We start from the raw sequence: 20,078 nt of genomic DNA on the forward strand, positions 1-20,078 counted from the left end.
CCGATTTGCAAGTCACCTTGTCGCAGAACTGCGACACTTCCAGCGACGCACCGCTGCCGGCCACTGGCCTGAAAACCCGGTTTGACAGAGCCTCTCTCCAACGCCGTGTGCATCGGCGTCTATGGGAGAGAGAGATGACCAAGGTTGACGTCCATGCGGCGCTCAAGCCGCCTTTCGCTGCGCGTTACGACAACTTCATCGGCGGTCTGTGGAAGTCCCCGAACGCCGGCAGATATTTCGACAACATCTCGCCGATCACCGGCCAGCCGGTGTGCCAGATCGCGCGCTCCGACGCCTCCGACATCGAGGCGGCGCTCGATGCGGCGCATGCCGCCAAGGATGGCTGGGCGCGCACCAGCGTCACCGAGCGGGCGCTGATCCTCAACAAGATCGCCGACCGCATGGAGGCCAATCTCGCCAAGCTCGCGCTCGCCGAGACCTGGGACAATGGCAAGCCGATCCGCGAGACCACCGCCGCCGACATCCCGCTCGCGATCGATCATTTCCGCTACTTCGCCGGCGTCATCCGCGCCCAGGAAGGCTCGATCGCCGAGATCGATCATGACACCATCGCCTATCACTTCCACGAGCCGCTCGGCGTCGTCGGCCAGATCATTCCCTGGAATTTCCCGATCCTGATGGCGGCCTGGAAGATGGCGCCCGCGATTGCCGCCGGCAATTGCGTCGTGCTCAAGCCGGCCGAGCAGACGCCGGCCTCGATCCTGGTGCTGATGGACATCATCGGCGATCTCCTGCCGCCCGGCGTGCTCAACGTCGTCAACGGCTTCGGCCTCGAAGCCGGCAAGCCGCTGGCGTCGTCGCCGCGCATCGCCAAGATCGCCTTCACCGGCGAGACCTCGACCGGCCGGCTGATCATGCAATACGCCTCGCAGAACCTGATCCCAGTGACGCTCGAGCTCGGCGGCAAGTCGCCGAACATCTTCTTCAAGGATGTCTGCGCCGAGGATGACGATTTCCTCGACAAGGCGATCGAAGGCTTCGTGATGTTCGCGCTCAACCAGGGCGAGGTCTGCACCTGCCCGAGCCGCGCGCTGATTCACGAATCGATCTACGAACGCTTTATGGAGCGCGCCTTGAAGCGCGTCGGCGCGATCGTGCAGGGCAGCCCGCTCGATCCGGCCACCATGATCGGCGCGCAGGCCTCGTCCGAGCAGCTCGACAAGATCCTGTCCTACATCGACATCGGCAGGAACGAGGGCGCGCAGCTCCTGATCGGCGGCGAGCGCAACGTGCTCGGCGGCGATCTCGCCGGCGGCTACTACGTCAAGCCGACGGTGTTCAAGGGACACAACAAGATGCGCGTGTTCCAGGAGGAGATCTTCGGGCCCGTCGTCTCGGTCACGACCTTCAAGACCGAGGAGGAGGCCTTGGCGATCGCCAACGACACGCTGTACGGCTTAGGGGCCGGCGTGTGGAGTCGCGACGCCAACACCTGCTACCGCTTCGGCCGCGCCATCCAGGCCGGCCGCGTCTGGACCAACTGCTACCACGCCTATCCGGCGCATGCCGCCTTCGGCGGCTACAAGCAGTCGGGCGTCGGACGCGAGACCCACAAGGTGATGCTCGACCACTATCAGCAGACCAAGAACATGCTGGTCAGCTATAGCCCGAAGAAGCTCGGCTTCTTCTAGAGGCTGGGAGCCGGGCCGGTCGGGCGTGCGCGCCTCGACTGGCCCGAGCGCTGGTCCAGGCTAATAGTGTATGCCATATTTGGATGGGCGCGCGTTGCGCCTCCCAGCCTGTTAGTCCAGTTGTGCCAGCAGCGCCTCGCGTGCTTCGGAGATGCGACGGTAGAGCTCGTTGCTGCCGCCGGCATCGGGGTGGGCTGATTTGGCGAGCTTGCGGAAGCCCGTGTTGATCTCCGTCGCCGTCAGACGGCCCTGCAACGGCAGCTCGAGCAGCGCGCGATGGGCCTCGTCCTCCTCGTCCCGCGTGAGCTGATCCAGCAGCGCGCGCCGTGCCGCCCGCGCCGCGATGCGCAAGCCGTCCTGATCCTCGCGCCAGCGCTGCGGCGACATCACCAGGCAAGCGCCGAACGCGATGCGGCCGTCGGCCTCCAGCGCGTCGAGGCTGAACGGCCCGACGACCTCATAGGGCGGCGCCAGCGAGACGAGCCGTCCCGTCGCGCTGTCGACGATGGGGCCGAGCCGGACCGTATCGACGATCCCCATCGATCCGTTCCAGATCACCCATTCCACGGCGCTCGTCATGCGGCCACTCACGTCGATGCGGCGCCCGCCCGCCGCGATCCTTTCGCGCGCAGGTCAGGCGGGGCGTCCGCGCCGGCTTCAGCGGCCCGACATCGACCTGGATCTCGTCGCCTGCGATCTGCAGCGGATAGGAATGCAGCGCGTTGCGGACGAGATGCGTGACGCATTTGCCGCTCGCGCCGTCGAAGCCCCATTGGTGGTGCGGGCAGGTGATCGTCCTGCCGTCGAACGTCGCCTCGCTCAGCGGCACGTCGGCATGCGGACAGCGGCCACGCCATGCCGTCAGCGCGCCGCCGGCGGGCCAGAGCAGCAGCACGCTCTTCTTGCCGACCTGATACAGCCCCATGCCGCTTTCGGAGATCGCGCTTGTCGGACAAACTGCAGTGAAAGCCATCGGACCGCCCGCTGATGATGCCGTTGGACGGGCTCTCGCAAGTTCCGGACCAGCGGAAATCGCGGGCAAATGGCGGAGCATTGTCGCAAAGGCGACAAGGCGGCATGCGGCCTAAGTACGCGCGAGCGCAGCCAGGAATTCCGTCTGCGGGATGAACAGGCCCTGGGCGCGGACCAGGCCGCGGCCGAGATCGCATAGCAGGTCACCCTTGCCGAACAGGCTCTCGGCACCCGGCTCGTCGAGCACGATCTGCGCGTTCACCGCGTTCGCCACTTTGAGGCAGACCTTCAGCGGCAGATTGGATTTGATCAGCCCGGTGACGACAGCGCGGTCGGGACGTTGCGTTGCCAGCACGAGATGGATGCCGGCGGCGCGGCCCTTGCCGGCGATGCGCGCGACCAGCGCCTCGAACTCCTTCTTGTCGTCGCGCCCGGCCAGGATCAGGTCGGCGAACTCGTCGAAGATCAGCACCAGGAACGGCATGTCGGTCTTGCCGGATTTGATGTAGTCGCCGAGATTGACGACACCGGCGCCGTTCAGGATCTGGTAGCGGGCATCCATCTCCTTGACGGCATCGCGCAGGATCCGCAGCGCCTCGGCGAGCGTGGTGGCGACGGGGCGCCACAGATAGGGGCTGCCGCCGACGCCGGAGAAGGTCAGGATCTTCGGATCGATCAGCGCGATCTTGACCTGCTCCGGCGAGCCGCGCAGCAGCATGCTGGCAACCATCGCCTTCAGCCATTCGCTCTTGCCGCTCCCGGTCGAGCCGGCGACCAGCGCGTGGCATGTGTTGGGATCGGCGAAGTCGGCCACCACGGGATGTCCTTCGACATCGATGCCGACCGGGAAGCTCACGGTGCTCTTCAGGGCCGATGCGAGCGGCCCGGCGAGCGCGTCCTTCAGCAGGCACGGCTTCGGATCGGGCCGCGGCAGATCGAGCAGCACGAAGCCTTTGCCGGCCTTGATCAGCGGCGGCTCGGCGAGGTCGAGCTTGACCTGAAGGTCGGCGGCGCGGTTGGCGAGCGACGACACCTTCACGCCCGGACCCGGCGTGAGCCGCAGCCGGATCAGTTGCGGCCCCTCAATCACATCGGCGCAGTCGACAGCAAGATTGAAGCTGCGGAAAGCCTCGACGACAGCCTTGCCGAGAGGACTAGCGCCCGCGGGCATCGCAGACGTGCCACCGTCGGCTGGCTGGCGCGCGATTGGCAGTGTTGTCGGCGTTGCAGGGCGCGAGGGCGCGGCGGCCGTCTTGTCGAACATCTCCAGCAGCACGGGCTCGACCATGCCAGTGAAGATGTCCTTCAACTCGTCGGGAGCAACAGCGACTTCCTGAAACTCCGGCAGGTAGTATTCGAGCGTGCCGGAGAACTCGCAGCCCGGGCGCCAGATCGGCAGCAACTGTGCGTAGATCGCGAGCTGAACCAGATCGGCCTTCTGCCGCGCGCCCTGGCTGAGCTTGTAGTCCACGACCTCCAGATGTCCATCGGGATGGATGCGGATCGCATCCACACGGCCGCGCACGTCGACCGTGATCTTGCCGGCCGGCACGGGAATGTGGGCCAGATCCTGCTCGGCGCCGATGAAGACGTCCTGCCAATTCTCGAAATGGCGTGTGCGCGACCGCAGCGCCATCAGTCGGCCGCAGAAGTGGCGCATCCGCTCGGTGAAGACGGCGGCGTCCTCGCCGCGGCCGGCCTCGAACAGCTTGTCGGTGAGGCTTTGCAGCGACGTCGCCCAGAGATGATCGACCAGCGCCTCGACCGTATCGGCCTGCGCCGCGACCGCCAGGCTTTCGCGAGCCGTCAGCCAGTCGACCAGCTTCTCGACCTCCCTGTGGAACTGCACGCCCATCGCACGCGCCGAGCCGATGGGCGCAAAGCTCCTGGTCGACGGCTTCTCGCCCCGCAGCCATCTGGCGCGCCAATCGGAATCGAGCACCGCGAAGGTGAGCTCGGTCGCCGTTATGCTGTGATGCGCCATTGCAGGAAAATGGTCTTCGGCCCGGGATGGGCCTTGAGATTGGGATGCGCCTCGACGCTGCGCAACAATGGATCGCGCAGCTCCTTGCGCCCGAGCCGGTCGAGAACGACCGAAATGTCGACGATACGCTGCTCGCGAACGAGGTCGAGCACGTGACCGAGTTGCTCGCCATCAAGGCCGTCCGATGCGGCGTTGGATTGTTGCGTCTTCGCGGGCTGCTGCGCAGCCGGCCCGCCAGCATCGACGCTCCGCACCTGGATGGGCAATCCGGCCGATGCGATGTCGGACAGCATCGCCGCGAACCGCGCCTGAAGGAACGCCAGCGTCTCAGGCCCTGCAAAGGCAATGTTGCCCTGGAGCGCGTTGGAATAGAGCTCGCGCGCGGCGTGCAACTCGCACACCTGGTCCGCCGTCAGCTCGACGATGTGAAACCCGTGGCCTTTCGCGCGATCCATCGTGGCCTTGGCCACGGCCCATGATGCGCGCGGCACGCGGGGCAGGTCGGGCGTCCGGAACACGTAGGTGAGCGTGCGGCGCCCGGCCTGCGTTTCGCCCAAGGCGATCGCCTCGTCGGCGATCGCCTTCCACCGCCGCCAATGATCGCCGCCCTCGAAGGCGAAATAGACGCTGCGCTCCGGCCAGCGCCATTCGAACGAGAAGTAGCGGCGGCCCGAGGTCCGGCCGGCCTTCACGCCCGCCATGGCCTGGCCGACGTCCTTGGCGAACCACATCAGGCAGTCCTGATTGTACGCCTGCAGCGCCTTCTGGGAGCGGATGTTGTTGAGCTCGATCTGGAAGAGATCGTCGAGGGTTTGCGGGGTGGATCGTTGGCTTGGCTTTGCCAGCCCTTGGAATCGCTCGGCGGCTCTCATTAGAAGAGCTCGCACGCCAAGCTCCGAAAGCGGTGTGAAGACCCGTTGCAGCCAGTCGTCGGCAAAGAACTCCTGGATGCATTCGTCTTCGACTGCGCAGGCTCGAAATCGCTCCTGGATCAGCTCCTGCGCTCCCTTCTGAGAGATGCCCTCCAGTCGGATCTCTCTGGACAATCGCTGCAACTGCGGCGGCGAGATGGAGGGAGCGATCTCCGTGATCCAGTTCTCCTGGTTTGCGGTGACGACCGTCAAATGGTTAGGGAGGTCGACGTACAATTGATCGAAGCAGTTACCCAAGGTCCGGATCAGGGCCGCATCACTGGCATAGAATTCAGTCTGATCGAAGCAGAACAAGAAAGGACGATAATAGGAAGCGAGCTTACAGAGTCCTTTCAGCCGTTCGAAGCTCAGCGCATTGATCTCCTGGGGCTCGGAGTCGCCGCTGGCGTCGTTGTCCGCTCGCAACAGGCCTAGCCATTCCAGTTCGTCCGCTTCTAGTGGCTCGGCGCGCATCCATTTGAGCGCTGCCTGACGAGACTCGCCGTCGGGAGTGTCGGTGGCGTAGGCTGCCAGAACCTTGAGCCAGGCTCTCTCTCGTCCCTGAAGATCGATGTGACGCCTGTTCAGCAGATTCGACAACCGATTGATCGGACCCGCGTCTGCAAACAGCCCGCCCAGCCATTTCGTCCAGCGAGCGGTTTCGGCAGAGCCCAATTCGCCGTTTGCGAGCTGTCGCAGGAATGGAACGGCCTCAGCGATTTCGGGATAGCCAGGCACACCCTGTTGCGCAAAATCAGCGACGACGTGAGCGAGGGTTCCGACCGCCAATGATTGAAGCTGACTCTGCGCGTCTCCGTTCTCGTCCTCCGGACGGATGAGCTCCTGGACGGTAAGGAGAAGGACAGAATGCCAAGCCTTGTAGGGGTCCTGGAATGGTCGCAGGTAGACCTTGGTAGCACGGCGTCCTAGTCTGGAAAACAGTCGCCCAAGCAGATGCGACTTTCCATAGCCGCGATCCGGTGAGATGACGAGCTGGGCTTTCTTCGATTGGACCGGACGATTGCGCGGGAGCTCGCCCGCATCGAGATATGAGAACTCCGCCAAAATTCTCTCGAGAGGGGTGTCGTTGAGCCCCCTGACGGAGAAAGAGACTTCGCGTGGCTCGCGGACAACGTCATCCTCGAAGGGGTTCACCTTGATGTCCGCGCAGGCCGAATTCATGGCTCGCCCTTGACGACGACTGTCACGAACGGCTCCGAAAAGCCGGGCAACCGGATGGCCGCGTCGAGAACCTCATGAGGCAGCTCGACCGACGTAGTCGGGTGGATCGTCACGCGGCCGGCCTTGGCTTCACCGACGAGTAGCTGATGCATGGCGTCTCTCGACGCTCCGCTGGCTTTGATCAGATCGTAGATCTTGACCGCTGAAAAGCCACCCTGTTCCAGCTTGAGTCTGCGATAGACTGGTAGCACCGTATCGAGTGTGAGCTGCGCTGCGTTCGCAGATTGGTCGTTGGACGGCTGAGCGGGTCTGGGCGGCGGCTCCTGAGTTGTCGTTTCGAAGCCGAAATGATCCGCTGCGACATCCCGATGTAGGAAATACTTGGAACTGCCGCAGCTCAGCTCCACGATCGCTCCGCTGGATTTGGCGTGTGTGAGACCGTCGGGGAAGAACTTCTTGTTCATCCCCGTGATCTTTTTCTCAAGGGTCGGCTTCGACAATAGCTTTGTGCCTGCGGAGGCAATCAACGCTTCGATGGCCCGGCTCGCGGTCTCGATCGTTGGTCCATAATCAGGGGCGAAATAATAAAACGACCGTCCGGACTTGAATGGCCCCCGGATTGCACCCTTGTGAAGCAGGGCGTCAAGCGTCTTACGGACTTCTGCAGCTCGTTCTTTCGACTTGCCTACGAATTTCTTGTCGATTTCGCCCTTCGTGACACCGGAGTGTCCAGCGCCCGTGATCGCCGACAAGATGTCATCAAGCGTGGCAGCCATCGACATTCATCTCCAGTTCCAAGTTCACGAGCGCAGGTTGATCTCTCTTTCTCTTGCCGATTTTTGCCACATCTCCCGCTCGGGCGCGAGTCCATCATTCTCGTTCTTTTGTGGCATCCATTCGGATGCAACTATAACGGAATGATAGATGGTCAAGTGAAACGCCGCCTCGAAGAGGCGGCGTTCTCGATATCATCTAAGCCGCGAACCGAACTTCTATTCCTTCCGCTCCGACGTCCAGCCCTTGTACTCGGCGACATTGTCGCGCGTGATCAGCTTCGACGGCAGCAGCTCGACGGTGGAGGCGGGCTTCTGGCCGTTGAGGAGGCCGACACCGATCTGCACGGCGCGGCGGGCCATGAAGAAGGGGTCCTGCGAGGCCGAGGCCTGGATCTGCGGGGTGGCGGGATCCTTCAATGCGGCCTCGATGTCCGGGGCGCCGTCGACGGCGGTGATGATGATGCCGGTGCGGCCCTGCTGGCGGGCGGCGAGATCGGTGCCGATGGCTTGCGGATCGTTGATCGCAAAGATCGCGTCGATCTTCGGATAGCGCGTCAGATAGCCCTGCGCCACGGTGAGGCCGCCCTCGCGCGAGCCCTTGCCGTCCTGGTCGCTCGACAGCACCTTGATGCCCGGGGCCTTGGCGAACACGCTCTTGCAGCCATTGACGCGATCGATCACCGCCGACACCTGCGGGCCGTTCTGGATGATCACGTCGCCTTTGCCGCCGAGCTTGTCGACAATGTACTGGCACGAGATCTCGCCGGCCTGCACGTTGTTGGTGGTGACCGTGGCGTCAGCGCCCTCGGCGGCGGTATCGACCGCGACGACGAGGATGCCGGCGGCTTGCGCCTTCTTGATCGCGGGGCCGATCGCTTTGGGATCACCGGGATTGAGCAGGATCATGTCGACGCCGGCGGCGATGAAATTGTCGATCTGGGTGACCTGCTTGCCGAGGTCGTATTCGAAGCCGACCGCGGTGATCTTGACGTTGGGATTGGTCTTCTTGGCCTCGAACTCCGCGCCCTTGGACAGCGCGACGAAGAACGGGTTGCCGAGCGAGCCGAGCGAGACGCCGATCGATTTCAGCTCCTTGGCCGAGGATGGTGCGGAGCTCATGACAAGCGCCAACGCGGCACCGGCGAGCGAAATGGTCTTCAACATTGGTTTCCTCCCTGGTCCTTCTTGAAACCCTGCGCACGGCGGACCAGCGGCCGTGGAAGAACGATGAGGCAGGCGCCCACGGCGCACGCCGGTTGATCTCACGTGCGCGCCGAGCCTTGCAGCCGGTAGCGGTCGAGCGCGACGGCGCCGATGATGACGAGGCCCTTGATGACGTATTGCCAGATGTCGGACACGCCAACCAATATGAGCCCGTTCGACAACACCGCGATGATGAGCGCGCCGACGAGCGTGCCCCAGATCGAGCCGATGCCGCCGACAAAGGAGGTGCCGCCGAGGATGACAGCGGTGATCGCGTCGAGCTCGTAGGACTGGCCGAGCTGCAGGCCGTTGGCCGCATAGAGCCGCGCCGCCTGCATGCCGCCGCCGAGGCCGGCGAGCAGGCCGGACATGCCGTAGACGAAAATCAGGACACCCCAGACCTTGATGCCGGCGAGCCGCGCCGCGCTCTCATTGCCGCCCACGGCATAGATGTGCACGCCGAGCACGGTGCGGCGCAGGATCAGCCACGAGCCCAGGATGACGAGCAGCGCAATCACCGACAGCCAGGGAATCGAAAGGACGCCGGGAATGATCGTCAGCGACGCATTGCCGATGAAGGCGTAGGGGATCGACGGATTGAACACGGTGGTGTCGGCGCCCATCAGCCGGGCGAGGCCGCGCACGGCGGTGAGCGAGCCCAGCGTGACGATGAAGGGCGGCAGCCGGAGCAGCGCGATCAGCGCGCCATTGAGCACGCCGAAGGCGAGGCCGGTCAGCACCGCGACCGGCAGCCATAGCGCACCGAGCTCGGGCATCTTCGACAGAGTGAGGCCGGCCATGGCCGCCGCTGCGAGGATCGAGCCGACGGAGAGATCGATGCCGCCGGTCAGGATCACGAAGGTCATGCCGGCCGCGAGCACGGTGTTGACCGCGGCTTGCTGCAGCACGATCCCGAGATTCTGCCCCGTGAAGAAGCGGCCCTCCGACAGCATGTGGAAGCCGATGCACAGGATCAGCAGCACCGGCAGCATGCCGGCGGCGCGGATCATCAGCCGCAGCCGCTGCTGCTTGTTGTCGGATGTCGACGGCAGGGTCGCCACCTTTGCTTGCGCTGCCGCGGGCTTTTCTTGGGCTGCCGCGGGCTTGGCTTGCACCGAACTGTTGTCAGGCATCGACGTGCTCCGTCCCGGTGGCCAACGCCATGATGTCTTCCTGGGTGATGGGTGATGCCGTGCTCTGCTGCAGCTCGCCGGCGAGATGGCCCTCGCGCATGACCAGCACGCGGTCGCAGATGCCGAGGATCTCCGGCAGGTCGGACGAGATCACCAGGATCGCGGTGCCCGCCTTGGCGAGATTGTCGATGATCGAATAGATCTCGGACTTGGCGCCGACATCGACGCCACGTGTCGGCTCGTCGAGGATCAAGACCTTCGGCGCGGTCGCGAGCAGCCGCGACAGCAGCACCTTCTGCTGATTGCCGCCGGAGAGACCGCCGACGGTGACGCCGGGATTGGGCGCGCGGATGCCGAGCGCGCTGAATGCCTCGGCCGCTCGCGTCCGTGCTTTGTCGCGATCGAGGATGCCGCCGAGCCTGGCGTCGCGGCCGATCACCGCGAGGTTGATGTTGTCGGCGCAGGACATGTCGAGGAACAGGCCGAGCGCCTTGCGATCCTCGGTGAGATAGGCGATGCCGGCATCGAGCGCATCGCGCGGCGTGGCGATCTCGATGCGCTCGCCGTCGAGCTCGACATGCCCGGTGGTCTTGGGCGTCGCGCCGATGATGAGATGCGCAAGCTCGGTGCGCCCCGCGCCGATCAGCCCGGCGAGGCCGACGACCTCTCCCGCATGCACCGTGAGCGAGCAGCCCTTGACGCGATGGCCGTCGCCGAGCTCGACGGCCGTGAGCACGGCGCGGTCGCGCTTGGCGTGCGGGTCGTGATCCTTCTTGTAGAACGACGAGACATCGCGGCCGACCATCATGCGGACGATGCTGTCGGCGCGGATCTCCGGTCTATCGAGCGAGCCGACCAGGCGGCCGTCACGCAGCACGGTGACGCGGTCGCCGAGCGCATAGACCTCGTCCATGCGGTGCGAGATGTAGATGATCGCGAGGCCCTCGCTGCGCAGCTGGCGGATCAGCGCGAACAGCTTCTCGCTTTCGCCGGCGGACAGCGACGTCGTAGGCTCGTCCATGATCAGGATCTTGGAGCGCGCATGCAGCGCGCGAGCGATCTCGACCAGCTGGCGCTGTCCCATCGACAAATCCGCGACCAGCGTCGATGCCGAGAAATCGGCGCCGAGCCGCTGCAGGATCGGCCCGACGGCCTCGCGCATCGCGTTGCGCGCGAGCAGGCCCGATTGCGACAGCTCGCGTCCGAGATAGATGTTTTCGGCGACCGTCAAGTTCGGCGCCAGCGACAACTCCTGGTAGATGATCGCGATGCCGGCGTTGCGGCCGCCCATCGGCCCCTCGATGCGCGCCACCTGGCCGTCGATGCGGATCTCGCCGCCGGGATCGGGGCGGTAGGCGCCGGAGAGGATCTTCATCAGGGTGGATTTGCCGGCGCCGTTTTCGCCCATCAGCGCATGCACTTCGCCGGCATAGACGGTGAGGTCGACCTTCTGCAGGGCCTTGATGGTGAAGAATGACTTCGACACCCCGCGCATCTCGAGGATCGGACCGTTCATCGTGCCTCCCAACGCACGCCGTCTTATCTCCCGCGGCTCGTTGATGTCGGCGCGGGGACGCCATTAAACTAGAGGCTGTTGCCGAATACAATATGAAAGACCGGAATGAAAGATCGGACGCCGCAACGCGTCGCCGCGAGAGGCCGTGCCTGCGCGCCGGCTCCTAGGGCCGGCGATAGAGGCTGCGCCAGCGCGGCAACCGCTCGGCATAATCGGCCGCGAGCGCAACGCTCGGCGCGAAGGTCCGCACGCGGGCCGGCGGCGTGCAGACATCAGCGATCCCCTCGCCTGTGACGGCGAGACGCGCCAGCCGCGCGGCGCCGAAGGCAGCGCCAGTCTCGCCCTCCGCCAGCCGATGGATCGGGATGTTGAGGACGTTCGCCAGGATCGCGAGCCAGAGGTCGGAGCGCGAGCCGCCGCCGATCGCATCCGCTTCGGCAATCACGAGACCGGTGTCGGTCAATGCGTCACGACAATCGGCCAGCGCGAAGGCGACGCCTTCGAGCACGGCCTGCACGATCGCGTTGCGATCGGTCGCATGGCTCAAGCCATCGAGCAGGCCGCGCACATCGGGATCGTCATGCGGTGTGCGCTCGCCGGCGAGGTAGGGCAGGAAGCTGACCGGAGATGGCGCTGACGGAGCATGGCCCAGCGGCGCCAGCAACTCGGCTTCGCTGGCGCCGAGCAGCCGCGCGATCCAGGCGAGACACGAGGCGGCCGACAGCATCGCGCCGGCCTGCAGCCAGAGCGCCGGGATCGCATGACAGAAGGTGTGAACCACGCGTTCGGGATTGGCCGTGACCGACTCGACCGGCGTGATGACGGCGCCAGATGTGCCCAACGTAATGAAGGTGGCGCCCGGCCTGACAGCACCGATGCCGATTGCGCCGGCTGGGTTGTCACCCGCGCCGCCGGCGATGACCGGCTGTTTGGTCATGCCCCAGCGTTGCGCGAGATCGGCGCGCAATCGACCGGCGGACGCGCAGCCTTCGACCAGGCGCGGCATCTGCCCGCGCGTGAGGCCGGTGGCGGCGAGCCCCTCGTCCGACCAGTCGCGCCTGATGACATCGAGCCACAGCGAGCCGGAGGCGTCCGACATATCCTCGATCGCCTCGCCTGACAGCACCAGCCGGACATAGGCCTTGGGCAGCAGCACGAGGCGTGTGGCGCTAAAGATCTCGGGCTCGTGGGCCGCGATCCAGACCAGCTTCGGCGCGGCGAAGCCCGGCATCGCCTTGTTGCCGGTGATCTGCCGCAACGCCGGCCAGCGCTGTTCCAGCACTGCGCAAGCGGCTGCCGAGCGGCCGTCGTTCCAGAGAATGCACGGACGCAATGGCTTGAGATGGGTATCGAGCAGCACCGGGCCATGCATCTGGCCTGAGAGCCCGATGCCAGCGACCTGCGCCAGCTCGCGGCCATGATCGGCCTTCAGTGCATCGAGCGTCGCGAACACGGCAGCGATCCAGGCTGCAGGATCCTGCTCGGCCCAGCCGGGCCGCGGCACGTCGATGCTCAGCGCCTGGCTGCGGCTCGCGATCACCCGCTGCGCGTCGTCGACGAGAATGGTCTTCACGGCCGAGGTGCCGAGATCGATGCCGAGATACATGACGCCTCACGCCGCAGGCACGGTGACGGATCCGGCGTGGAGCGATATCAGAGTCCCGCCAGCCTTGTCATCCGAACGCGAGTCATCGCAAGGCATGACAGCGAGATCATTCCGAGGAGCTTTGACATGCAGCCATCCGCCCCATCGACCGAACGCGCCTCCCGTCTCATCGGCCAATACGCGCTGGTGACCGGCGCCGCGCAGGGCATCGGCCGCGCGATCGCGGTGCGCTTTGCCGAGGAGGGCGCGCATGTCGCGGTCAATTTCGGCGGGCCGTCGTCCTCCGGAGAGGAGACCCTGGCGCTGGTGCGGGCGGCATCGTTTGCGCGCGGACACGAGGCACGCGATCACTTCGCGGTGAAGGCCGACATCGGCGTGGAGTCCGACATTGCCGCGATGTTCGAGACGGTGCTGGCGCGCTGGCCGCGGCTCGACTGCCTCGTCAACAATGCCGGCTTCCAGCGGGAGTCGCCGAGCGAGGCGCTCGACGTCGACGCCTATCGCGCCATTCTCGAGGTCAATCTCAACGGCGCCGTGCTGTGCGCGCGCCATGCGCTGGCGCACTTCGTCGCGCGCGGCGGCGGCAACATCATCAATACGTCGAGCGTGCACCAGATCATCCCGAAGCCCGGCTATCTCGCTTATTCGATCAGCAAGAGCGCGATGGCCGGCCTGACGCGGACGCTGGCGCTGGAATTTGCCGGGCGTGGCATTCGGGTGAATTCAGTCGGGCCGGGCGCCGTGGATACGCCGATCAACGCAGCCTGGACCGACGATCCGGTGAAGCGGGCGGCGGTCGAATCGCACATCCCGATGGGGCGCGTCGCGAGCCCCGAGGAGATCGCCGGCGTGTTCGCCTTCCTGGCCTCATCAGAGGCGAGCTACATCACCGGGCAGACGATCTACGCCTGCGGCGGCATCACCCTGTTCGGCGAGTTCCGCGAGAATTGGGCGAGCTGATCGCGACTGGCTTGGCTCGAACTGCGCGCCTCCTGGTGACGATCCGTTAAGCATCCGCATTGCATGGCTGCGCCGCGCGGGAGCGGCGATAGTTCGTTAAGGCGTGGGTACGATAGTGCGCGCAATTCGTGAAGTGGATTGGCGATGCAACGATTGGACCCGGAGATTCGTCGCGAGCTCGCGCATCTGCTGTACAGCTCGATGCCGCTGGTCGGGACGATTTCGGCGGCCGCCGTCGTCATCGGCAGCGTGATGGCCTGGGTCGCGCGCGACCCGGGCTATGCCGTCATCACGGCTGCGCTGCTCGTCATCGGCGCGTTGCGCGTCGTCAAGCTGTTGATGTTCGCCGCGCGGTTCGACCGGCTCGATCATGAGGCCATCATTCGCTGGGAGCGTCTCTACGGCCTCGGCGCAGCCGCCTTCGGCCTCGCCGTCGGCGCCTTGTCGGCGCGCGCATTCCAGATCGGCGATGGTCCGGGCATCTGGATGTGCTTCGGGCTGTCGATGGCGTTCTGCGTCGGCATCGTGTCGCGCGTCAGCCCGTGGATCGTGATGACCTCGTCCGCCGTGCTGCTGATCCCGACCGTCATCGCCTGCCTGATGCAGCCCGAGCCTGTGTATCGCATGGGCGCCGGCATGATCGTGCTGTTCTGGATCACCTTGCGCGGCACGTCCTATCGGCTCACGGCGGCATTCACCGAGCGGATCACGGCGCAGCAGGCCTTGGCGCGCCAGGCGCATCGCGATTATCTCACCGGCATGCCGAACCGCGCCGCCTTCATCGCCGCGCTCGGCCGTTGCGAGCGTCCCGTCGGGATCATCGCGGTCGATCTCGACGGCTTCAAGCTCGTCAATGATCGCTTCGGACATCAGGTCGGCGACGCGCTGCTGTGCCAGGTCGGTGCCCGGCTGCAGGATTGTCTTGGCGACGGCTGCGTCGCGGCGCGGTTCGGCGGCGACGAGTTCATGCTGCTGTTGCCGGCCGCCGAACGCCATGCGGCGCTGGCGCTTGCCGAGGCCGCTGTCTCCGCGCTGTCGCAGCCGTTCACCTTGGCCGGAGCACGCGTGCAGATCGGCGCGAGCGCCGGCATCCTGGTCACCGAGGACCGGATGAGCGAAACGGAAGCTCTGCTCGACCAGGCCGATCGCGCGCTCTATGCCGCCAAGCGCGCCGGCGGCCAGCGTTGCTGCTGGGCCGATGCGGACAGCTCCATGGCGACGACGTGGACGCAGGCTCCGACGGCGCCGCCGCTCGCCGTGTTCGACTCGCTGCTCTAGCATGCGCTCTGGCGATGCCCGCGCCGGGCCGCTATCCTGCCGCTGATAAGAGTGGATCGAGATCAGGGAGGAGCAGCCGGTGCGCAGCATCAGGATCGGCGCCGGCGCCGGCTATGCCGGCGACCGCATCGAACCCGCGGTCGAGCTCACCGAGAAGGGCGCACTCAACTATCTGGTGTTCGAATGCCTCGCCGAGCGTACCATCGCGCTGGCGCAGCAGGCGCGTCTGAAAGACCCCGCTGCGGGGTATGACCCTCTGCTCGCCTCGCGCATGCAGGCGGTGCTGCCGATCTGCCGCGCCAACAACATCCGCATCGTCACCAACATGGGCGCGGCCAATCCGCCCGCGGCCGCAGAGGCCACCCGCGCGATCGCGCGCAAGCTCGGGTTTGCCGGGCTCAAGATCGCCGCCGTCACCGGCGACGACGTGCTGGAGCGGCTGAAGACGAGCGATGCTGCGCTCGACACTGGCGACACGGTCGCGGGCCTCGGCAACCGCATCGTCTCGGCGAACGCCTATGTAGGCGCGCGCGGGATCGCCGAGGCGCTCGCCGCCGGCGCCGATGTCGTGATCACCGGCCGCGCCGCCGATCCGGCGCTGTTTCTCGGGCCGCTGATCCATGAGTTCGGCTGGGCCTGGGATGATTGGGACCGGCTCGGGCAGGGCACCGTCGTCGGCCATCTGCTCGAATGCGCCGGCCAGATCACCGGCGGCTATTTCGCCGATCCCGGCGTGAAGGACGTGCCCGATCTCGCCCGTCTCGGCTTCCCCATCGGCGAGGTGCGCGAGGATGGCGCGCTGGTCGTGACCAAGGTTGCGGGCTCCGGAGGCTGCGTCACCGCAGCGACGGTGAAGGAGCAGTTGCTGTATGAGATCCACGATCCCACCCAGTATTTCCAGCCCGACGTGGTGGCGGATTTTTCGCGCGTCGCCGTCGAGGAGCTCGGCCCCGATCGGGTGAGAGTGGTGGGGGGGCGCGGCAAACCCAAGACCGGTATGCTGAAGACCTCCGTCGGCTATCTCGATTCGTATGTCGGCGAAGGCCAGATCTCCTATGCCGGGCCCGGCGCGGTCGCGCGGGGTCGCCTCGCGCTCGACATCGTGCGCGAGCGGCTGGCGCTGACCGGCGTCGTGGTGAACGAGCTGCGCTGTGACCTGATCGGGCTCAATGCGCTGCATGGCGACGCGCGCGCTACAGGCGCCGAACCCTATGAGGTGCGCGTTCGCGTCGCGGGGCGCACGGAGACGATGGCCGAGGCGGTCAGGATCGGCAACGAGGTCGAGACGCTCTACACCAACGGTCCGGCCGGCGGCGGCGGCGCCTGGAAATCGGCGCGCGAGGTGATCGCCGTGGCGTCCTGCCTCGTGCCCGAGACTGCGGCGAAGCCCTGCATTGGCATGCTGGTGGCTTGAGTTTTCCAGGACTTCACGGATCGCCGTCGCTGGCGCAAGCTGCCGCCCATGATTGCGACGAACGCGAGCTGTGGGAATTCAATCGATGTATGACGTCATTGTGGTCGGCGGCGGCTCTGCGGGCGCGGCCGTCGCGGCGCGCCTGTCCGAGGATCGCGACCGGCGGGTGCTGCTGCTCGAGGCCGGCGCCGACTGGCGGGCGGCCGATGTGCCCTGGGAGATCGCGACGCCCAACCCGATCCCGATCATTCATGATCGCGCCTTGCAGGAGAAATGGCAGTGGCCGCAGCTGATGTCGCGCCGCGTGGCGGGGCAGGAGATGCGCTTCTACTGGCGCGGCAAGGGGCTCGGCGGCAGCTCGATGATGAACGGCCAGATCGCGATCCGCGGCGTCGCCGACGCGTTCGACGAATGGGCGGCCAATGGCTGCACGGGATGGTCGGCGCAGGAGATCATGCCGCTGTTCTCGGTGATCGAGGATGATCTCGCGCTTGGTGATCAGGAGGGGCATGGGCGCGGCGGACCGCTGCCGGTCTATCGTGCGCCGCTGGACGCATGGGGGCCGATCGATCGGGGCTTACGCGATGCCGCGCTGGCGACCGGCTATCCCTGGTGCGACGATCTCAACGGGCCCGACGGCGAGGGCGTCGCCTGCTATCCGATCAACAGCCGCAACGGCCGCCGCATCTCCACCAACGAGGGCTATCTCGAGCCGGCGCGGGGCCGCGCCAATCTGGAGATCCGCGGACGCGCGCTGGTCGATCGTCTGCTGATCAGCGATGGCCGTGTCACTGGCGTGGGCGTCCATGTCGAAGGCGAGGGCGTCAAGGAGATCGCGGCGCGCGAGATCGTGCTGTGCGCCGGCGCGATTCACAGCCCCGCGATCCTGCTGCGCTCCGGCATCGGCCCTGCTGCGGATTTGCAGGACATGGGCATCGGCGTCGTCAGCGATCTCCCGGTCGGCCGACACTTCTTCGATCATCCGCTGTTCCGCACCACGATCCAACTGCGCGAGGAGCTGCGTCCGACCGATCGCGACACGCGCCACACCAATTGCTGCGTCACCTATTCGTCGGGGCTCGCCGATGGCGGCAAGCGCGACATGATCCTGATCGCGTTCAATCACCGCGGCATCGGCGTGCCCGGCGCGATCGGCGCCGGCCTGTTCAACGCGTTCTCGCGCGGCACGTTGAAGCTGGCCTCGACCGATCCGACCGTCGATCCGGTCGTCGAGGAGAACATGCTCGCCGATGTCAGGGACATCGCGCGGATGCGGGACGCGGTGAAGCGGCTGGCCGTGATCACGGTGCAGCCGGCGCTGCAAGGCATCGCGGATTGGATCCGGTTAGGTGATACCCAGCTCACGCTGCCGCAGGCGGCCGCGCTGCCGGATACCGAGCTCGATGCACTGTTGCGCCAGATCACGGGCGACATCCAGCATGCCGCAGGCACCTGCCGCATGACCGGCTTCAATGATCCAAATGGCGTGGTCAATCCAGACGGCACGGTGAAGGGCATCGCCGGCCTGCGCGTCGCCGACGCCTCGATCATGCCGTCCGACTGCCGCGCCAACACGCATTTCACCACGGTGGTGATCGGCGAGGCGATCGCGCGCATGATGCGGAAGACCGCGTAAGCCTTAGGCGATCGCGAAGCGGAGGCCGGCGCGGGCGCGGCCGCCGGAGATCGCGATCGGCGTGCCGTCGGCGCGCCAGCACGCGGCGCCCGTCATCGTGCCGTCGTCGCCGAACGCGATCGCGTTCATGCCACCGGCGACGACCGGCTCGCGCTTGATCTCATGGCCGCGCGCGGCCAGCGCCTGCGCCAGATCATCGGGAAAGCCCGGCTCGAGCTCGAGCACGCCGCCCTGCGTCCACAGCCGCGGCGCCTCCACCGCTTCCTGCAGCGACATGCCATGGTCGATCAGGTTGACCAGCGCCTGGAACGCCGAAGGGAAGATGCGCAGGCCGCCGGGCAGGCCGAGCGCATAGCGCAATTTGCCGTCGCGCAGCGCCATCATCGGCGCCATCGACGTGAACACGCGCTTGCCAGGCGCGATCGACAGCGCGCGGCCGGGATGCGGATCGAAATTGTACATGTAGTTGTTGGCGGTCATGCCGGTGCCGGGGATCTGCACGCAGGCGCCGAACAGCCCGTTGATGGTCTGCGTCGAGGCCACGACGTTTCCTTCCGCATCCGCCACGGTGACATGCGTGGTGTTGGCGGATTCCGTCGGCGACAGGCCGGGACCGAAGGTTCCGGCCCTGATCATGTCGATCTCCGCGCGCCGCTCGGCCGCATACGCCTTCGATGTCAGGCGATCGACCGGCACGTCGACGAAAGCAGGATCGGCGGTCGCGACCGCGCGATCGGCGAAGGCGATCTTCAGCGCTTCGGCGAGCAGATGCGCCCCATCGACGGAGCCGAAGCCGAGGGCTGCGACATCGAAGCCTTCGAGAATGTTGAGCATCTGCACGATGTGCACTCCGGAGGAGGAGGGCGGCGGCGGGCCGAGGATTTCAGTGCCGCGATAGGAGCCGCGAATGGGCTCGCGCTCGATCACGCGATAGGCCTTGAGGTCGGCCGTATCGATCAGCCCGCCATGGCCAGCCATGTAGTTGGCGAGCGCGTCGCCGAGCGGTCCGCCGTAGAGCGCGTCCGGTCCGCGCTCGGCGATCAGCCGCAGCGTCGTCGCGTAGTCGCCCTGGATCACGCGCATGCCGGCCTTGACCGGCTCGCCACCGGGCAGGAACAGCGCCGACAAATGCGGGTCGCGAGCGAGGTCGCCCGCGACCTGTCGGACGCAGTCGGTGAGATAGGGGCTCGCGATGAAGCCATGCTCGGCGAGCCGGATGGCTGGCGACATCACCTCGGCGAGCGGCAGCCGGCCGAAGCGCGCCAGCGCCTCGCACCAGCCTTTCAGCGCGCCCGGCACGGCAACGGCCAGCGGCCCGACGACATTGCGCCGATCACGCGTCTCGCGCGCCAGCGCGATCTCGTCCGAGACCGGATCGTACATATCTACGCTGGCGCGCCCCGGCGCGGTGCTCAAGCCGTCGAGCACGATGTGGCGACCGTCGGCCAGGCGGATGTGCGACAGCCCGCCGCCGAGAATGCCGACCATCATCGGCTCGACGACGGTGAGCGCGAACAGCGCCGCGATGGCGGCGTCGATCGCATTGCCGTCGCGCATCAGCATCTCGGCGCCGGCGCTCGATGCGAGCGGATGGTTGGCCACCACCATGCCGCGCGAGCCCGTGGCAGGCTGCTTCTCGCAAGTGAAGCGGGCGATGCGCTGGCTGGACGAAGCCATTCGGGATCTCCTCTGTCGCCCCCGATCCTGACCGATCCGTTGCGTCAGGGGAAGAGCGCCGCCGCAGGGACGAACTGATAAGTGTGCCACGCATGGCTCTGACATCATCGATCTCTTCCGCCACGTTCTCATCGCGGCGCATCTGTGTTAGGGCTTCCAGCAGTTCCACTTCGCGAGC

General features: G+C 66.3%; 14 protein-coding genes and 1 pseudogene. 5 read left to right on the forward strand and 10 right to left on the reverse strand.

Annotated features, from left to right (window positions below):
* The first annotated feature begins 134 nt into the window (after nucleotides 1-134).
* Nucleotides 135-1,652 carry an aldehyde dehydrogenase gene (gene adh / locus ACVILH_RS12925; protein WP_456713224.1) on the forward strand — a complete coding sequence of 506 codons (1,518 nt, stop codon included), beginning with the start codon at nucleotides 135-137 and terminating at the stop codon, nucleotides 1,650-1,652.
* Nucleotides 1,653-1,763: 111 nt separating this feature from the next.
* On the opposite strand, the gene ACVILH_RS12930 is transcribed toward adh, so the two are convergent.
* The 9 genes and pseudogenes from ACVILH_RS12930 to xylB form a co-directional block, all read right to left on the reverse strand.
* On the reverse strand, nucleotides 1,764-2,231 hold the full coding sequence (locus tag ACVILH_RS12930) for a J domain-containing protein (RefSeq protein ID WP_456713225.1): 468 nt from the start codon (nucleotides 2,229-2,231) through the stop codon (nucleotides 1,764-1,766).
* Between the two features lie 61 nt (nucleotides 2,232-2,292).
* Nucleotides 2,293-2,625, reverse strand: a pseudogene (locus ACVILH_RS12935) (Rieske (2Fe-2S) protein); the annotation flags it as partial.
* Nucleotides 2,626-2,736: 111 nt separating this feature from the next.
* Nucleotides 2,737-4,608 (reverse strand): DNA translocase FtsK, encoded by a 1,872-nt coding sequence (locus ACVILH_RS12940; RefSeq protein ID WP_456713226.1) that lies wholly within the window; start codon nucleotides 4,606-4,608, stop codon nucleotides 2,737-2,739.
* Complete coding sequence (locus ACVILH_RS12945; protein ID WP_456713227.1) at nucleotides 4,590-6,701, reverse strand: hypothetical protein; 2,112 nt, start codon at nucleotides 6,699-6,701, stop codon at nucleotides 4,590-4,592. Before ACVILH_RS12945 ends, ACVILH_RS12940 begins: the two co-directional genes overlap by 19 nt.
* Nucleotides 6,698-7,477 carry a hypothetical protein gene (locus tag ACVILH_RS12950; RefSeq protein WP_456713228.1) on the reverse strand — a complete coding sequence of 260 codons (780 nt, stop codon included), beginning with the start codon at nucleotides 7,475-7,477 and terminating at the stop codon, nucleotides 6,698-6,700. The genes ACVILH_RS12945 and ACVILH_RS12950 overlap by 4 nt, the downstream gene beginning before the upstream one ends.
* 216 nt (nucleotides 7,478-7,693) lie before the next feature.
* Entirely contained in the window at nucleotides 7,694-8,641 is a 948-nt protein-coding gene (locus ACVILH_RS12955; protein ID WP_456713229.1) for an ABC transporter substrate-binding protein, read from the reverse strand.
* 98 nt (nucleotides 8,642-8,739) lie between these two features.
* Entirely contained in the window at nucleotides 8,740-9,690 is a 951-nt protein-coding gene (locus tag ACVILH_RS12960) for an ABC transporter permease subunit (protein WP_456716963.1), read from the reverse strand.
* A gap of 115 nt (nucleotides 9,691-9,805) precedes the next feature.
* Entirely contained in the window at nucleotides 9,806-11,329 is a 1,524-nt protein-coding gene (locus ACVILH_RS12965) for a sugar ABC transporter ATP-binding protein (protein ID WP_456713230.1), read from the reverse strand.
* A 163-nt stretch (nucleotides 11,330-11,492) separates the two neighbouring features.
* The gene (xylB, locus tag ACVILH_RS12970) at nucleotides 11,493-12,935 is read right to left on the reverse strand and encodes a xylulokinase (RefSeq protein ID WP_456713231.1); all 1,443 of its coding nucleotides are present in this window, start codon (nucleotides 12,933-12,935) and stop codon (nucleotides 11,493-11,495) included.
* A gap of 126 nt (nucleotides 12,936-13,061) precedes the next feature.
* On the opposite strand from xylB, the gene ACVILH_RS12975 reads away from it, so the two are divergent.
* From ACVILH_RS12975 to ACVILH_RS12990, 4 genes are all read left to right on the forward strand, one after another.
* Complete coding sequence (locus ACVILH_RS12975; RefSeq protein ID WP_456713232.1) at nucleotides 13,062-13,895, forward strand: SDR family oxidoreductase; 834 nt, start codon at nucleotides 13,062-13,064, stop codon at nucleotides 13,893-13,895.
* Between the two features lie 144 nt (nucleotides 13,896-14,039).
* Nucleotides 14,040-15,173, forward strand: a complete 1,134-nt coding sequence (locus tag ACVILH_RS12980; protein ID WP_456713233.1) for a diguanylate cyclase domain-containing protein — start codon at nucleotides 14,040-14,042, stop codon at nucleotides 15,171-15,173.
* 79 nt (nucleotides 15,174-15,252) lie between these two features.
* Entirely contained in the window at nucleotides 15,253-16,587 is a 1,335-nt protein-coding gene (locus ACVILH_RS12985; RefSeq protein ID WP_456713234.1) for an acyclic terpene utilization AtuA family protein, read from the forward strand.
* An 85-nt stretch (nucleotides 16,588-16,672) separates the two neighbouring features.
* Nucleotides 16,673-18,223 (forward strand): GMC family oxidoreductase, encoded by a 1,551-nt coding sequence (locus ACVILH_RS12990; RefSeq protein ID WP_456713235.1) that lies wholly within the window; start codon nucleotides 16,673-16,675, stop codon nucleotides 18,221-18,223.
* 3 nt (nucleotides 18,224-18,226) lie between these two features.
* Here the strand turns inward: ACVILH_RS12990 and ggt are convergent, their stop codons facing one another.
* Nucleotides 18,227-19,900 (reverse strand): gamma-glutamyltransferase, encoded by a 1,674-nt coding sequence (gene ggt, locus ACVILH_RS12995; RefSeq protein ID WP_456713236.1) that lies wholly within the window; start codon nucleotides 19,898-19,900, stop codon nucleotides 18,227-18,229.
* Between the last annotated feature and the right edge of the window lie 178 nt (nucleotides 19,901-20,078).

Source organism: Bradyrhizobium sp. USDA 4353, from assembly GCF_054063215.1.

What these genes read in the sequence shown, in the direction of transcription:
- adh (WP_456713224.1), top strand. Translation starts at nt 135, where the DNA reads ATGACCAAGGTTGACGTCCATGCGGCGCTCAAGCCGCCTTTCGCTGCG.
- ACVILH_RS12930 (WP_456713225.1), bottom strand. Translation starts at nt 2,231, where the DNA reads ATGACGAGCGCCGTGGAATGGGTGATCTGGAACGGATCGATGGGGATC.
- ACVILH_RS12940 (WP_456713226.1), bottom strand. Translation starts at nt 4,608, where the DNA reads ATGGCGCATCACAGCATAACGGCGACCGAGCTCACCTTCGCGGTGCTC.
- ACVILH_RS12945 (WP_456713227.1), bottom strand. Translation starts at nt 6,701, where the DNA reads ATGAATTCGGCCTGCGCGGACATCAAGGTGAACCCCTTCGAGGATGAC.
- ACVILH_RS12950 (WP_456713228.1), bottom strand. Translation starts at nt 7,477, where the DNA reads ATGGCTGCCACGCTTGATGACATCTTGTCGGCGATCACGGGCGCTGGA.
- ACVILH_RS12955 (WP_456713229.1), bottom strand. Translation starts at nt 8,641, where the DNA reads ATGTTGAAGACCATTTCGCTCGCCGGTGCCGCGTTGGCGCTTGTCATG.
- ACVILH_RS12960 (WP_456716963.1), bottom strand. Translation starts at nt 9,690, where the DNA reads ATGATCCGCGCCGCCGGCATGCTGCCGGTGCTGCTGATCCTGTGCATC.
- ACVILH_RS12965 (WP_456713230.1), bottom strand. Translation starts at nt 11,329, where the DNA reads ATGAACGGTCCGATCCTCGAGATGCGCGGGGTGTCGAAGTCATTCTTC.
- xylB (WP_456713231.1), bottom strand. Translation starts at nt 12,935, where the DNA reads ATGTATCTCGGCATCGATCTCGGCACCTCGGCCGTGAAGACCATTCTC.
- ACVILH_RS12975 (WP_456713232.1), top strand. Translation starts at nt 13,062, where the DNA reads ATGCAGCCATCCGCCCCATCGACCGAACGCGCCTCCCGTCTCATCGGC.
- ACVILH_RS12980 (WP_456713233.1), top strand. Translation starts at nt 14,040, where the DNA reads ATGCAACGATTGGACCCGGAGATTCGTCGCGAGCTCGCGCATCTGCTG.
- ACVILH_RS12990 (WP_456713235.1), top strand. Translation starts at nt 16,673, where the DNA reads ATGTATGACGTCATTGTGGTCGGCGGCGGCTCTGCGGGCGCGGCCGTC.
- ggt (WP_456713236.1), bottom strand. Translation starts at nt 19,900, where the DNA reads ATGGCTTCGTCCAGCCAGCGCATCGCCCGCTTCACTTGCGAGAAGCAG.